This is a genomic window from Methyloprofundus sp. (assembly GCF_965251085.1).
Lineage (GTDB): Bacteria > Pseudomonadota > Gammaproteobacteria > Methylococcales > Methylomonadaceae > Methyloprofundus.
The window spans coordinates 4,138,095-4,153,939 of record NZ_OZ252594.1 but is presented as its reverse complement, the minus strand read 5'-3'; the positions used below and the strand labels follow the sequence as shown (position 1 = coordinate 4,153,939).

The 15,845-nt window shown below is 40.9% G+C and carries 13 protein-coding genes; 10 read left to right on the top strand and 3 right to left on the bottom strand.

Going from position 1 to position 15,845, the window contains the following annotated elements:
* Positions 1-11 precede the first annotated feature (11 nt).
* The 6 genes from ctaD (at position 12) to ACQY3F_RS19490 (ending at position 8,457) form a co-directional block, all read left to right on the top strand.
* Positions 12-1,550 (top strand): cytochrome c oxidase subunit I, encoded by a 1,539-nt coding sequence (gene ctaD, locus ACQY3F_RS19515; protein WP_428357747.1) that lies wholly within the window; start codon positions 12-14, stop codon positions 1,548-1,550.
* Complete coding sequence (locus ACQY3F_RS19510; RefSeq protein WP_428356716.1) at positions 1,550-2,440, top strand: cytochrome c oxidase subunit 3; 891 nt, start codon at positions 1,550-1,552, stop codon at positions 2,438-2,440. Before ctaD ends, ACQY3F_RS19510 begins: the two co-directional genes overlap by 1 nt.
* Positions 2,441-2,543: 103 nt before the next feature.
* The gene (locus tag ACQY3F_RS19505) at positions 2,544-4,124 is read left to right on the top strand and encodes an FMN-binding glutamate synthase family protein (RefSeq protein ID WP_428356714.1); all 1,581 of its coding nucleotides are present in this window, start codon (positions 2,544-2,546) and stop codon (positions 4,122-4,124) included.
* 200 nt (positions 4,125-4,324) lie between these two features.
* Entirely contained in the window at positions 4,325-6,040 is a 1,716-nt protein-coding gene (locus ACQY3F_RS19500; RefSeq protein ID WP_428356713.1) for an NAD-dependent malic enzyme, read from the top strand.
* Between the two features lie 150 nt (positions 6,041-6,190).
* Positions 6,191-7,438 (top strand): hypothetical protein, encoded by a 1,248-nt coding sequence (locus tag ACQY3F_RS19495; RefSeq protein ID WP_428356712.1) that lies wholly within the window; start codon positions 6,191-6,193, stop codon positions 7,436-7,438.
* A gap of 314 nt (positions 7,439-7,752) precedes the next feature.
* Positions 7,753-8,457 carry a DsbA family oxidoreductase gene (locus ACQY3F_RS19490; protein ID WP_428356711.1) on the top strand — a complete coding sequence of 235 codons (705 nt, stop codon included), beginning with the start codon at positions 7,753-7,755 and terminating at the stop codon, positions 8,455-8,457.
* A 161-nt stretch (positions 8,458-8,618) separates the two neighbouring features.
* On the opposite strand, the gene ACQY3F_RS19485 is transcribed toward ACQY3F_RS19490, so the two are convergent.
* The gene (locus tag ACQY3F_RS19485; protein WP_428356710.1) at positions 8,619-9,128 is read right to left on the bottom strand and encodes a hypothetical protein; all 510 of its coding nucleotides are present in this window, start codon (positions 9,126-9,128) and stop codon (positions 8,619-8,621) included.
* A 753-nt stretch (positions 9,129-9,881) separates the two neighbouring features.
* Between ACQY3F_RS19485 and ACQY3F_RS19480 the strand changes: the two genes are divergently transcribed.
* The 3 genes from ACQY3F_RS19480 (at position 9,882) to ACQY3F_RS19470 (ending at position 11,809) form a co-directional block, all read left to right on the top strand.
* Positions 9,882-10,055: a hypothetical protein gene (locus tag ACQY3F_RS19480; RefSeq protein WP_428356708.1), complete on the top strand. Its 174-nt coding sequence runs from the start codon at positions 9,882-9,884 to the stop codon at positions 10,053-10,055.
* Positions 10,056-10,111: 56 nt separating this feature from the next.
* Entirely contained in the window at positions 10,112-10,471 is a 360-nt protein-coding gene (locus ACQY3F_RS19475; protein ID WP_428356706.1) for a hypothetical protein, read from the top strand.
* A gap of 282 nt (positions 10,472-10,753) precedes the next feature.
* The gene (locus tag ACQY3F_RS19470; RefSeq protein ID WP_428356704.1) at positions 10,754-11,809 is read left to right on the top strand and encodes a MarR family winged helix-turn-helix transcriptional regulator; all 1,056 of its coding nucleotides are present in this window, start codon (positions 10,754-10,756) and stop codon (positions 11,807-11,809) included.
* Positions 11,810-12,030: 221 nt separating this feature from the next.
* On the opposite strand, the gene ACQY3F_RS19465 is transcribed toward ACQY3F_RS19470, so the two are convergent.
* Together ACQY3F_RS19465 and ACQY3F_RS19460 are read right to left on the bottom strand one after the other, a co-directional pair.
* Positions 12,031-13,227: an ISAzo13 family transposase gene (locus ACQY3F_RS19465; RefSeq protein WP_428353685.1), complete on the bottom strand. Its 1,197-nt coding sequence runs from the start codon at positions 13,225-13,227 to the stop codon at positions 12,031-12,033.
* A gap of 1,007 nt (positions 13,228-14,234) precedes the next feature.
* Positions 14,235-14,534: a hypothetical protein gene (locus ACQY3F_RS19460; protein ID WP_428356703.1), complete on the bottom strand. Its 300-nt coding sequence runs from the start codon at positions 14,532-14,534 to the stop codon at positions 14,235-14,237.
* A gap of 377 nt (positions 14,535-14,911) precedes the next feature.
* On the opposite strand from ACQY3F_RS19460, the gene ACQY3F_RS19455 reads away from it, so the two are divergent.
* Entirely contained in the window at positions 14,912-15,712 is an 801-nt protein-coding gene (locus ACQY3F_RS19455) for a bile acid:sodium symporter family protein (RefSeq protein WP_428356701.1), read from the top strand.
* Positions 15,713-15,845 lie beyond the last annotated feature (133 nt).

Genomic DNA, 15,845 nt, shown 5'->3' with positions numbered 1-15,845 from the left:
CAGGCAAAGGCATGTCTGCTTTTCTAAAACACTGGGTATTTACGACCAATCATAAAGATATAGGCACCATGTATCTTTGCCTGAGTTTTGCAATGTTCTTTATTGGTGGCGCAATGGCGCTGATAATGCGTGCGGAATTGTTTATTCCAGGTTTACAGCTGGTCAGCCCTAATTTCTATAATGTACTGATTACCATGCATGGCTTAATCATGCTGCTAACGGTTGTTATGCCCGTTGCGGTCGGTCTGGCAAACTGGCAAATACCAATGATGATAGGCGCGCCAGATATGGCTTTGCCGCGACTTAATAATATGAGTTTCTGGATATTGGTATTTGCAATTTTGCTGTTGGCCAGTACTATCTTTATGCAAGGCGGTGGGCCTAATTTTGGCTGGACGATGTATGTACCGCTATCTACTAGCTATGGTCCCCCGAGTACCGACTTCCTGATTTTTTCGGTGCATATGCTGGGAATTTCATCGATTCTCGGCTCGATAAATATTATCGCCACTATCATCAATATGCGCGCGCCGGGCATGACCTGGATGAAGCTTCCCTTGTTTGTCTGGACCTGGCTGGTCACCGCATTTTTATTACTGACTATTATGCCGGTTCTGGCTGGCGCGGTAACCATGATGCTGGCAGACCGTAATTTCGGCACTAGTTTTTTTGACTCTGCCGGTGGTGGTGACCCATTGTTGTTCCAGCACATGTTCTGGTTTTTCGGTCACCCCGAAGTGTATGTATTGATATTGCCTGGCTTTGGTGTCATTAGCCAGGTGATTCCTACTTTTAGTCGTAAAAAGCTGTTTGGCTATAACCGTATGGTCGTCGCAACAGTCTCAATCGCTTTTTTATCTTTACTAGTCTGGGCGCATCATATGTTTACCAGCGGCTTACCACTAGCGGCTGAGATTTATTTTATGTATGCCACCATGCTGATTTCCATTCCCACCGGCATCAAAATATTTAACTGGCTAGCAACTATGTATCAGGGGTCGATTACTTTTGAAACACCGATGTTATTTGCAGTTGGCTTTATCGTAATGTTTACCTTTGGTGGCTTTACCGGCATTATGATGTCGATTGCACCCAGCGATTTCCAGTATCATGATAGTTACTTTATTGTCGGTCATTTTCATTATGTACTCGTTCCTGGTTCCGTATTTGCCTATATGGCCGGGATCTATTATTGGTTACCCAAGTGGTGTGGCAAAATGTATAGTGAAACCTTAGGCCAATGGCATTTCTGGTTGACGGTTATTGCTACCAATCTAACCTTTTTCCCTATGCATTTTCTAGGCCTTGCAGGTATGCCACGCAGAATACCCGATTATGCGTTGCAATTTACTAATTTTAATATGATTGCAACAGTGGGCGCTTTTATCTTCGGCTTTTCCCAGCTAATCTTTCTTTATAATGTGCTGCGCACCATAAAAAAAGGAAAACCAGTCACAGCTCAAGTATGGGATGGCGCGGAAGGACTGGAATGGACTTTATCATCACCGCCTCCGCACCATAGCTTTCAAACGCCTCCGGATATTAAATAATGAATGTACAGCCGAAAGAGTCGAAGAGTACTAGCCACTACTTTGTTCCTGAGCCATCTGTATGGCCGGTCGCCTTATGTGCAAGTATTATTCTTTTCTTTATTGGTGCGGCAAACTGGTTACACGATCATTGGTTCGGCCCTTATTTATTATTTTTGGGGTTGCTGTGTATTCTAGGAGTGATGTGTGGCTGGTTTGGGAGTGTGATTCGTGAAAATCGGGCAGAAAGTTATAATGCGCAAGTGGGTTACTCATTTCGCTGGGGAATGACCTGGTTTATTTTTTCAGAAGTTTTGTTTTTCGCAAGTTTTTTTGCTGCGCTTTTTTACACTCGGGTCATCAGCGTACCTGAATTGAGTGGCATCACTCATCCCCTAACGCATATTTTGCTCTGGCCTGATTTTTCTGGGGGATGGCCTTTATTTCACAATCCTGATAACCAACAGTTTCTTGGTGCCACTTCTGTAGGTAATATATGGGGAATTCCTGCGCTCAATACGCTATTGCTATTATCTAGTGGCGTTACCTTAACTATTGCACACTGGGGCTTAACCCTGAAAAAACGTGGTGTACTTATTGTCGGCTTAATTTGTACAATATTGCTTGGGATTACTTTTCTCGGCTGCCAGGCTTCAGAATATTACGATGCCTATCAGCAGCATGGTTTAACACTGAATGCAGGTAGCTACGGTAGCCTGTTTTTTCTATTAACCGGATTTCATGGCGCACATGTAACTATCGGCACGACCATGCTCATTATTATGTTGATCCGCAGTATTCAAGGCGATTTTTCACCCGAGAATCATTTTGCTTTTAGCGCAACAGCCTGGTACTGGCATTTTGTGGATGTCGTCTGGCTAATGTTATTTATATTTTTTTACTGGATCTAATACTAAAAAAACATGTAGGGCGCGGCTTTAGCCCGCCAAAAAATTTAACAACGGGCTAAAGCCGCGCCCTACACGCACATTCACCGAAATCGCAGGAATAACTATGACCTTTATGGTAAAGATGTACTGGCTGATCACTCTGATTGCCATCCCTGCTAGTTTATTTGCAGCGACTCAATATCCTGTCGTTTATTTCCTCAGTGGAGCGTGTCTGCTATGGGCAATCATAGGTTGTTACGATCTGTATTTCAGTCACAGCAATTTACGTCGAAATTACCCGGTAGTTTCTTATATGCGTTATATGCTGGAATTTATCCGCCCCGAAATACATCAGTATTTTGTTGCCAGTAATATAGAAGAAAGACCTTTTAACCGCGAACAACGCAGTCTGGTTTACCGCCGCGCGCGATTACTACCCGATACCCTGCCTTTTGGCACCGAAGTGGATATTCTTGAAGATGGCTACCTAACGGCAGAACACTCGCTTAATCCAAAAAAAGTAGCAGAGCAAGACAAAAGGATTTTATTCGGCGGTCCGGATTGCACACAACCGTATAGTGCTTCACGCTTGAATATCTCCGCAATGAGTTTTGGCGCCCTAAGCGCAAATGCCATCATGGCTTTAAACAAAGGTGCTAAGCGCGGCGGGTTTGCGCATAATACAGGCGAAGGTGGACTGAGCCCCTATCATTTAAAATACGGTGGGGACATTATCTGGCAAATTGGTACCGGTTATTTTGGGTGTCGTAATCAGGATGGCAGTTTTGATGCTGATGCTTTCAAGGAGCGAGCTACCCTAGAACCCGTTAAAATGATAGAAATAAAGCTCTCGCAAGGAGCTAAACCTTCTCATGGAGGTATTTTACCTGCGGCCAAAGTTACTCAGGAAATTGCTGACATTCGTCTAGTAGAGAAAGGCAAAGATGTCGTTTCCCCGCCGGCACATAGTTCTTTTAATACGCCCAAAGGCTTATTGCAATTTGTGCAGCAATTACGTCAACTAAGTGGTGGCAAGCCTGTAGGATTTAAATTATGCCTGGGTAAAAACAGCGAATTTCTGTCTATCTGCAAGGCTATGCTTGAGACACAGATTTATCCGGATTTTATTACGATTGATGGCGCAGAAGGGGGGACCGGCGCTGCACCACTGGAATTTTCCAACCGCTTGGGTACTCCGTGTCTGGAAGCTGTTTACTATGTTAACCAAGTACTGATTGGACTTAATATTAGAAGGCACATCCGGTTAATCGCCTCCGGGAAAACAGCCTCCGGCTTTGATATACTTTCCAAAGTTGCATTGGGCGCTGATACTGTTAATGCAGCACGCACGATGATGCTGGCTCTGGGCTGTATACAATCACAGTCCTGCAATACTAACAAATGCCCCACAGGCATTACGACTCAGAATCCACAACGCGGAAAAGCCGTGCATGTTGAGAGCAAACATATTCAGGTTGCAAATTTTCACGCGCAAACCGTTACTTCCTTTTTGCAGTTATGCGGTGCAATAGGCTATGAACATCCGGATATGCTGTGTCCTTCAGATATTTACCGCCGCTTTGATCAGGGCTTAATGCATTTTGATGAAATTTATACTCCGTTAGCGGCAGGCCAATTATTATCTGATGATATTCCTGCTACCTATCTCGCTGATTGGCACAAAGCCTCGGCAGAACGTTTTTAATCACAGGGTTATGCACTTAGGAGCGAGTGTTCTTGAGTTCTCGCTTCTAAGTCTACAAATAATTAACAAGTGGGACCTTTGACCCTGTCTTATAACGGTGGAGCTAAAGATCCAACTTCCACTTATTCAAATTATTTCGTGTACGCTCCTTATGCTTTTTTACATAAGCTCACTGATCCACGTATTAACTGGAAATCACCATGACAGAAGAAATTAATAAAGCAGCAACAACTCTAGAAATACTGGCTCCCTCATCTCTATCCGGGAACGCCATACTGGAAAATCCATTGCTGAATAAAGGCACTGCATTTAGTGAGGCAGAGCGCATTGAATTAGGCTTGCTCGGTTTATTACCTCCACATATTGAAACTCTGGATGATCAGGCTTTACGCGCGTATGAGGCATTTTCCACGTTTGAAACTAATCTGGAAAAACATGTCTATTTACGCGCCCTGCAAGATAATAATGAAACGCTGTTTTACCGACTGGTGCATGATTATCTCACCGAGATGATGCCTATTATCTATACTCCAGTTGTTGGTGAAGCCTGTCAAAAGTTCAGTGAAATCTATAGACGTCCCCGAGGACTGTTTATTAGCTATCCAGAACGCCAACATATTCAGGCAATATTAGACAATGGTATTGGTAAAAATATCCGTGTGATTGTTGTTACCGATGGCGAGCGAATTCTTGGTCTGGGTGATCAAGGTGCAGGAGGAATGGGTATTCCGATCGGCAAGCTTTCCCTGTACAGTGTTTGCGGAGGAATAGACCCGGCGACGACTTTACCTATTACTCTGGATGTCGGCACTAATAATGAAGAACGCATTAAAGATCCGCTATACGTAGGCTGGCGTCATGCACGCATAGAAGGCGAGCAATACTATGAATTTCTGGACCAGTTTGTACAGGCTGTAAAACAAAAGTGGCCTGAGGTGATATTGCAGTTTGAAGATTTTGCTTTGACTCATGCAACCCCATTACTGGAAAAATATCGCGATCAACTGTGTACTTTTAACGATGATATCCAGGGAACAGCTGCGGTTACGGTTGGAACATTACTCGCCGCAGTCAAAACAGCCAATATAAATCTCTGTGAGCTAAATGTTGTGTTTCTGGGTGCGGGTTCTGCAGGATGTGGTATAGCCGAGCAAATTATTGCTGCTATGGTTTTGCAGGGACTTCCTGAGGCGGATGCGCGGCGGAAAATATTTATGGTCAATAGTCGCGGCCTTGTACATGATGGCGTACCTGCAAAATTTCCGTTTCAACAGCGCCTGGCGCAATCTCATGAGCGAGTAAAGAACTGGTCAGACGACGACTCGCAAAGCATCAGTTTACTTGAAGTAGTAAAACAGGCACGTCCAGCAATTCTGATCGGAGTTTCCGGGCAGCCTAGATTGTTTACTGAAGAAATCATTAGGACTATGACTGCTGGAACTATCGTACCTATTATTTTTCCTTTGTCCAATCCTACTGCGCGTATCGAGGTTGAGCCTGCTGATATTATTAAATGGTCTGATGGTAAAGCTCGGGTCGCTACCGGAAGCCCCTTCACTCCAGTATCGTATAATGGCCAGAATTACCCTATCGCGCAATGCAATAACAGTTATATTTTTCCTGGAATGGGCCTAGGTATACTCGCATCTAAGGCCAACCGAGTCACAGATGGTATGTTAATGGCTGCAGCTATTGCGCTTAGTGAGAGTGCGGAAAACCAGCCCGACTCTGCCGAACCTGGTTTGCTACCTCCGCTGAGTGATATTCGCAAGGTGAGTACGAGTATTGCACTTGCCGTCGGATTGCAGGCTCAGGACGATGGTGTCGCGCCTAAGACTTCAATACATGAATTACAGGATAAGATTGCAGAGACTTTCTGGGAACCTTGCTATCGCCCTATTAAACATCAATCATAACTTTCTGCTTAAAACACCATTGCCCTGCGGGAAAATACTTAGGAATGGACACGAAACAACTTATTGTATTTCGTGCACGTTTCTTAGCTCTGCAAACGCAATGATTATAAGATTAAGCTAACTGCCAAAATAAGCTATCAGGAGCTAAAAATGAGCTTACCGATCATGACTTACCAACCCGTTGGTGACAAAAAAAACTCGGATTTTTTCAATGACTATCGTCTGAAAATCTTTCAACGCAGACAATCCAGCGGAATTGATGATCTATTGGAAAATATCTGTGCGCTAGTCGTTCAGGTTGAGACCGGGGACGCTCTAGCCTATATGCAAGAGTTATATCTACTCACGCCATTTCGCCTGGAGGATGCTTATCTGAACGAAACGCATAAGATTTATATAATGCAATCCAAACCGGAATGGCCGCGTTATATAGTGCTGGAACCGCTGGATAAAACTTTTATGGATGATTTAACGCGTTTAAATATGCTCTATCCTCTGGCAAGTAAAAAACCCAACGCGCGTTATGTCGGTGAAGTCTTCAGAACCCGCGACCTGACAGAAACACGCAATATTCTGGAAACGCATAATATTCGCTTTCACTATCCGGATGAGACCGAAAATAAATTCTTCTCCAACCGACATTTTAATTTTACCCAACCTTCATCGCTAACAGGCAATCGGGTAGGTTATATGCCCATGGGCGCATTTGACCTGGATCGACTCGAACTGGGCCAGCGTATTTTATTACGTAAGAATGAATTAGAAACACTCGCCAAGGCCGCCGACAAGGCTGCAGAAAAAGGCACAGATGCACTGTTGCTAGGGGTCGATCATATGGCGACGCGGATCTTGTCAGGCGAACGAGAAGATGCCATTCTTGAGTTCCTCAGTATGTCAAATTACTATTTTTGGGGTGCTTATAATATTGCTGATCAAAATTCTTCTACTAATGTTAACCGACACCCCGGCGTAGATGATGACAAGTTGTCACCCGCCAAAGTTTTTACTGCAAATAATATTCCTTCGTTTGTAAATTCATTCGAGAATTTACCTATGCCAACCGAAGATTTTGTCAGGAATTATGGCAGACGCATGCACCATATCGCTTATGAAGTAAAAGATGGCGATCACCTGGCCGGGGAGAAAAATATAGACTTTGTAGTAGATACCCTGAAAAGCTACGGCCTGCCATTTCTGGCAAATGTAGTGGGGGAGTGTACAGACAAGCCGAACCTTAAACAGATTTTTTCCAAACATTCTGAATACTCGATTTTAATTACCGAATACGTAGAGCGATGTCATGGTTTCGACGGATTTTTTACTAAAGACAATGTCGCCGCATTAACTCAGGCTGCAGGCGCAGATGAACGTTACAGTCACGGTAATGTATTTGATTGATGGTAAATGAAGATATAAAATGTCTGAGTCATAGATAGGGTAGGTATACTTCGCGCGGCCACGACTGCGGATTTCTAGCGGCTGATTTTTGCCGATAGCTACGCTGCTGAAATCGTTACGTAGCCAGCTATGCACCGGTTTCAGCGCCCCCGTATCAAGTACGGGGCAGACTTTGCTATCGACAAAAATAAGCTCACTATATTCTCCGCATCCGTAACTGCGCGAGGTAAAGCATATACAATATTTTCGGATCGAGAAGAGTACCAAACTAAAATATTTCAATTCACTATATAAATAGTACAGGATTTTATTTAATGACTACATCACCCATTCGAATTCATTATTTTACCGATGTTTTATGTGTCTGGGCTTATTTGGCTCAAGTGAGACTCGATGAGCTAATTAAGAAAAATTCCTCAGATATCGATATCAGCTATCATTTTATGCCTATCTTCGGTGCTACAGAGCATAGGGTGGGGGAGGGCTGGAAAGATAAAGGCAGCTATGAAGGGTTTGGCAAGCATACACACCAGGTATGCTCAGCCTATCCTTATCTAAAACTACATAAAGATGTCTGGAAGATCAATACCCCACAAACTTCGGCTACTAGCCATTTATATATTAAGGCGATTCAGTGCCTGGTTGATGATGGCATGATCAATAATGAAGCTGATGAAAACTTACAGCAAAGAACAATCTTTGAAGAATTTGTTTGGCAAGTTCGGTTAGCCTTTTTTCAGGAAGCTAAAGATATAGGTAATATGCAGGTGTTAGAAGATATTGCCAAAGCTATGCAATTGCCAATTGTCGAAATAAAACGTGTTCTGAATGACGGGTCAGCGCTTGCTGCATTATTTCGTGATATTGAATTAAGAGATGAATTCCGGGTAGAGGGTAGTCCGACTTATATTTTTAACGAAGGAAGACAAAAGCTTTATGGTAATGTTGGCTATCGAATTATAGAGGCTAATCTGCATGAAATTCTTAACCAGCCGAAGATGGAAGCAAGTTGGTGTTAGCTAGCTAAACTCTGTTTTTATAGAAAGAAACTGAAAATGGCAAAAAATCTTGAGCTTAGACAGAAATTATTTTGCGTATTTTCTGCTTATTGCCGAAGCCCCTTTAATCATTTATCAGCTGTCAATTTCAGATAAATCTAAGTAAAGACGGACCACAAGTGTTAGTTATCGATGTCTAGTGTAAAAGTTCCTGTTACTCCGTTTACATCGACATGATAAGAACCTGCTTTCAATCCATTGACCTCAAGAGGAACAATCTCCTCAAATGGAACTAATGCTGCAGTACAGACTTCACCTACTGATTTAGTAGTGATAGTTATGTTAAATATGTCAGCTACTTTGTCGGAATATATATTAGCTATGCTCTGACAACCATTAGAAAAAAAACCTTTAGCAACAACATTGACTTGTACAGGAAATGATTCCAGGATTTGAATGTCAATGGTTTCAATATGCGCTTTGGGTTCTATTTTTTCATAATTTGTTACTTCAAAATCCAAAGCCTCGCCTTTGTATTTCATATTGACAGTATAGTAATCTGAACCAATTAGTACTTTTGGAATTTCCAGAATGCCAGTGCTTGTATTATAACTCGCTTCATTTTCCGCCTGAGAAAAACTAGAATACATCAGCAATCCAGCTATGATGCCAGTATAAAATACATTTTTCATATTCTGTCCCTATTGCACAAATCTGTCGTGAGTATTGCGTAGCTTAAGTAAAAATAAGTCACTTATGAAGAATCCAACTTTATAATAATCTTTTATTTAACGCAATGGCTTTTTTAGCCTAACTTCGAGATACATTGATCACTCCCTCAGTATTAGAGCTCTTGATCTCGACATAAAGAAATCAAAAGTTTACCGTTTTCACCAGATAATTAGATGATACTAAAATGCGTAGGTTGGCGCTGAGTATACGAAGCCCAACATGATATTGCACAGTGATTGTTGGGCTTCGCAAGCTCAGCGCCAACCTACATATCAAGCATTGGCATCAAGTTATTATCCTAGAGTTCAGGTGGTCTGAGTATAAGCCGTTTAAGTACAGTTTGCGCTCTCTTGCTTTAGCCTATACAGCTATTGCTCCGTGTAGACTAAAGCCCAACTCCGTAATGTAGAGCAATAAGGTATGCCGCTATTTATCCTAGAAAAATCAGTTGCTCACGTTTTTAGCACAAGCTCTTGATTCCACCGCACTCGCAAAAATACCCGCTTAACCTATGGGCGAAGCTAAAATTTTTTGAAAGCACGGTGAAACCCATATCTTGCACTATAAATTTGCGCTCAACTGATTTTTCTAGGATTATGCACAGGTAGGTTTGCTATTAAGAAGTAAAATAAGTAGCGAATCGATATTTGTTTGATTTGAATTTTTGCTGTGCTATAGTGTCGATTCGATAACAATAAAAAGGGATAAGAAATATGAGTGAAGAAACTCAAGAAAAAGATTATTCTATGCTTTATATTGCACTGGTCGCGATTGTTGCTATTAGCGTATTGTTAATGGTTAAAAGCAGTGAATCAGATAAATTCGCACCTATCAAAGAACAAATCAATGAAGAGCATAGGCTTATGAACATTCGTGTATTAAATTGAGTCTATTTCAGAGCTAATTATTCGCATATAAATATAATAAAAAGTGGAGAAAACCCATGCAACTAAAATTTATTACGGTGTTACTGGCATTGTCATTTTTTTCCAGTACAGCCTTTTCAACTGAATATATCTATCGGGATTTAATGGCAAATACTTTGCCTTCTGCAAAATGTGAGTCGCTAGTGGATGCTAAAGCAAGCGCAGCAAAACCTTATAAATTTAAAATCTATTCAAAAAAATTCTGTCAAACACAAGGCTATGGTTGGCACGTTGAGGAAATTAAAGATAAAGGTGAAGTGGCTTGTAATGAATGTAGCGATAAATCAGGTTTGCAAAAATGTTATGTAAAAGATATTACTGTGACGTGCAAGCGTATTAAACCTGGGTCTGTGGGTATGCTTCCAGGAAATGGTTAAGGTGTATGAAAAGAGGTCTTTTTAGGCCTCTTCATCGCTCTAAATAAAAATGTTATCAAGATCTGATAATTGGCCGAATTTTAAGTACATAATCTGGGCGCATTGCTTTAAACCTAGAAAAATCAGTTGCACACGATTTCTAGCACAAGCTATTGATTCCACCGCACTTGCAAAAATGTCCGCTTAACCTATGGGTGAAGCTAAGATTTTTTGAAAGTATTATATTAATTCCATTTTTTGCACTATAAATTCGCGCTCAACTGATTTTTCTAGGTTAAACAATTGCAAATCAATAAAAAAATTATAAACAAAACGGAAGTTTTCGAGCTAATACAGTGTATGTCGATTTTAATTCGTTCTGAGCAACGAAAAAAATGCGCAGAATTTCGCTTGCAACTTGTCCACTATGACACACTTGATTATTTATCACATTGCAGTAAGTATACTGATACGCCGGCTGCTACCGCTACCTATTTTGGTATGACTCGCGGGACGGTTTCTCAGTCCATGATTGTCCTTGAAAAAAAAGGCTATATAGAAAAGATCAAGGATGAAATTGATAAACGCATCATTCATGTTAATTTGCTGCCAGCCGGGATGGCCATTTTAAAACAGGCCCGCACAACAGATTTATTCAATAAAGCGAATGCTATTCTTATACAAGAAAGTTCAGCGCATATAGATCAAAAAAGTTTTGTATCTACCCTTATTTCCCTACAAAAGGTATCACGCCCTCAACCTTTTATAGCAGATAAAAAGTATAAATTTGATGCGCTGAGAAAGCCAAATGTATTTGAATTAATACAGCGAATGGCAGCTCTAATTCGTTCGGAGGAGCGAAAAAAGTGTACCGAACTGAGATTACAGCTGGTTCATTTTCAGACTTTGGAGTATCTATCTATTTGTAATAAATACAGTGATACACCAGCGGCGATAGCAAATTATTTAGGATTGACTAGAGGAACCGTCTCTCAGACACTCATTTTTCTTGAGAAAAGAGCGTTTATTAAAAAAAACCAGGATAAATCAGATAAGCGGGTATTGCATATTCAGTTGCTACCTAAAGGCTTAACGATCTTAAATAAAGCGAAGCCAACGGAGTTATTCCAAAGAGCTGCCAGTATTCTGCAAGAAAACTCGTCAATATTGGAACGGGAAGATATTTTTATTGCAGCTCTGACTGCATTGCAAAAAGCAAATGACTTAAACTCCTTTGGTGTTTGTAAAACATGTAAAAATTTTAGCAGAAAACCGAATGGTTATTTCTGTGAACTAACTCAGGAAAAATTAACTAAAAAAGATAGTGAGAAAAGTTGTCAGGAACATATTCCTATTTGACTACCCACACAAGCTCTTGATGCCAACGTACTTGCAAAAAATGTCCGCTTAAGCTCAGACCCTAACTAATAAAAAAAAGCATAGAAATTCATCAAAGATAATAAGGTGCGACTAAAATAGGTAGGGTGCTGCTGAGGAACGAAGCATATCTATCGCGAATGATGCGCTTCGTTCCTCAGCAGCATCCTACGAACCGTAATAAGGGAGATGGAAAGAAATAATCATCCAGAACAACCAGGAGAAATGGTCAAAAACCATTTCTCCAACGATGGCATTCGGTCAACAAACTGATAATACGTCTTCATTGCTTTTTTACCTACCTTTACTCCTGTTTCATATATTTTTTCTGTTAATTTAACAAGAGGTGCTTTGCCATTGTAGGTCATACTTTTGGCAAATTTTAAAGTTGTTTCAACTGTATCCATTATGTCGCCACTAATATGATTTTCATAGGCTCCCCATACTCGTTCAATTGGGTTATATTTACTATGATAAGGAGGGTAGTAGGCCAGTTTTATCTTTATGTTGCTTTTTTCAGCAAACTCCACAAGCCTTTTTATAAACTGAGTTCTGGAGCTACTGTTCTCCATACCATTGTCAGCGTTAATTGTCAGAATATCTACTCCATATTTTTCTTGAATTTCTGGCCAAATTTCTTCCAATCGGTCAACGATGAAATCACTGCTGGCATAGCCTGCTGTAAAGAAAAGGAAAAAATCATCATGTTCAGGCAGATAAAAACCAAAAGGAGTTAACTTTTCCTTAACATCTAAATCATGATCCTCTGCTTTTGTTAAAACCCGATTTCGTCCTCCCCGTGAAAAATTTCCTATATTCATTCTTGCTTTGGCATCAATTGATATACGAATCTCTTTTGGGTTGATATCTGCCATTCCATTGACTGAATGAACTTGTTCAAAAATTGCATCCGTTTCCTTGATTTTCTTATGAGGCTTTGTTTTTTGTACCTTTTTTGGATGGTAACTCAGGTCATTTAATTTTGTATTGATAGTTTTTGAGCAAGGTAATGTTTTTTCATCGTAATAATCAATCTCCAGTAAACGTTTTCTAACTTCTTTAGCCGTTAGCCGGGTATATAATCGACAGGAATTAAAAGAGGGATCCGTTTGACACTCCGGTTCAGCAATTTTTTTTATGTCATCAAGTAGATGAGGAAAATGCTCTTCACTTTTATTACGCCCTCTCGCTGAAAAATTATCTTCTATGGGCTGAGTTTCAAGTTCATATTGTCCTTTTCGGATAGTGCCTCTATTCCATCCTAGTTTTTCTTCAGCAATACTTGCACCACCTGAGCCTAGTAGCTCCACCGTTTCAGCCATGAATATACGACGTACCGAGCCTTTTAAACGATGGGCTGTATTTATAATCCAACCTATAATGCTATCTGTTAATATCAACAAGCTTATCTGCCTAGTGTGAGAATAAATTCAGAATTCATTATTATAAATTATTGAGACACAAGCTTACTTCGTTTGGATGATTATTTCTTTCCATCTCCCTAAGTATCCTATTGTTTTCAGAGAGACCAGGTTATCTGAGCCTATGGGTGAAGCTAAAATTTTTTGAAAGCACTGTGAAACCCATATCTTGCACTATAAATTCAGAGCTCCTGATCTCGACATAAAGAAATCAAAAGTTTACCGTTTTCACCAGATAATTAGATGATACTAAAATACAAGGTTGGCGCTGAGTATACGAAGCCCAACATGATATTGCACAGTAATTGTTGGGCTTCGCAAGCTCAGCGCCAACCTACATATCAAGCATTGGCATCAAGTTATTATCCTCGAGTTCAGGTGGTCTGAAATTCGCGTTCAACTGATTTTTCTAGGATCATGCGCTCATTAAATGCTAGGAACCGAACTCATGCGGTTACAGAGGCGTCTCGATTAGAACTTATATAGCGGGGGGCATAGCCACAGTCACATTTTAGGCCGCCGTTCGCTAGAAAAAGCTTAGGCAGTTAATCAAGGCTAATGAATTTGAGCGCATAATCACACGGTCACAGATATGGAATTGATAGCGAGATTATTTTTGCTCAGCGCAAGATGCTGAAACAGGTGTATCGTCAGCTCTGCAACTATCTTAGCAACGCTTTATCTTCCATTACCAGAAAAGTTACCCATGCTCATAGTCGCAGTAGAGTTAATATAAACAACCCCAGCAAAGGCCAATACTAAGGCAATTATCTGAGCTATACGTTTTGTTTCTTTGGATATTTTCATTTATATAAGCCTCGTAAGTAAAACCAATAAATAGCAAAAAGCTAATTATTAAACGCCTGAGCACTGCAAACCTAGCTCAAGAAAAGACCCTTTATGCTGTTATTACAGGGTATTGAATTATTTGAGTGAATAGTGCTAAATTTAACTTTATGACCAGGTTCGTCATCCTGTCAAAATAGCTAACGACCCATTCGCCTATTGTATGAATCAGTAATACGTTGGATCAGCTGAGGGTCGCTTTTAGTCTCGCCTGAAGTATCGAATTGCACGTGCACACTATTGTCTGCCTGGGTACGTATATTTCCTGTCACCTCTATGCCATAACGAGTTCCCTGTATAATCCCTGCACCGCGATCTTGCGTGGTAATACGTACTCCCTGATCAGAAAGTGCGCCTATTACAGCTGACCACGATTGATCGAATTTGCTGGTAGAGGACTTGGTCGTATATACCGCAGTAGCAGGTTGGGTGTATACCACGGGAGCAGGGCGGGGATAATAACATCCTGAAATCAGCGCAGTAGTTAAGACAAGGGTAATAGTTTTCATAGAGTAAGCTGATGGTTTGTTTATTAACAATGTTTATCTAACTAAGTTTGAATAGTACCACTAATTTTTTATTAACAACTCTTACTATCAATTTGTTGGATCTCAGAATTCATAATTAGTTGAATTCCAAGGATGCTGTATTAGAATAACCTGTCTATGACATTGCGTCGATATGCAAATTTGCTAAATATCAATAACGCGATTAATACTTCTAACTCTAACTCTAATACTATGCTATCCGTGGTGCAGTGGGTTAAATACTGCATTCCCTCGCTAAAGAATATGGAAATGAGAATAATAAAATTAACATGATAGAAATAGTCGATAAAGTTGAAATAGTCTTTAATCTCTCCATGCTTGCTTTTATCGTAGGGAGCATGCTGACTCTGGGGTTGGGTTTGACAGTGGCACAAATTATTGCGCCCTTTAAAAATATTCGCATAGTTATTCGAGCGCTTATTGCCAACTTCATTATTGTCCCTCTTTTTGCCTTAGGCATAGTGAACTGGCTTCCTGTAACAGAAGGAGTGCGCATTGGAATAATCCTGGCGTCCTTAGGTGGGGGGGCCCCCTTTATCCCATTGATCGTGGCAACTGCAAAAGGTCATGTAGGTGGGGCAGTAGGGCTCATGGTGTTACTTTTGCTGGTTACAATCTTTTTCATGCCTATCGCTGTGCCTGTCATGCTTTCGGGTGTGTCAGTTAATGCCGGGGAGATTGCTAAATCTTTAGTGACCATCATGCTGGTTCCTTTGCTGCTTGCGCTACTAATCAATGCCCGGTTTTCAGGCATAGCACGTCGAATTCAGTCATTTACAGCCGTAGTGACAAAAATTTCTGTAGTCGTGTTGATTATTTCAGTACTGTTCCTGCATACAGAAACAATCCTTAGCAACGCTAGTGTACTGCCGGTTATTGTGCTGTTTTTTTTGGGCGCTATGTTTATTGGCTACTTTTTTGGTGGAAAAAAAAGTCATGTGCGTATTATATTTTCAGTCGGTACTGCGTTACGCAACCCACCCGTTGCAATTTTAGTGGCTAGCCAGAATTTTTCATCACAACCGTGGCTGCTGTTGTTCCCTTACTTATTGCGATTATTGGTTCATTAATACTGTTTTCATTTGCATTGATTATTGCAAAGAAGGCGGCTTGATAAGTGCATCGAATATCTACGCGCACGGACGAATATTTAGCCCGGAATAGACAAAAGAGGGCTGAACCCCGCGCTACAGATAAGGTGTC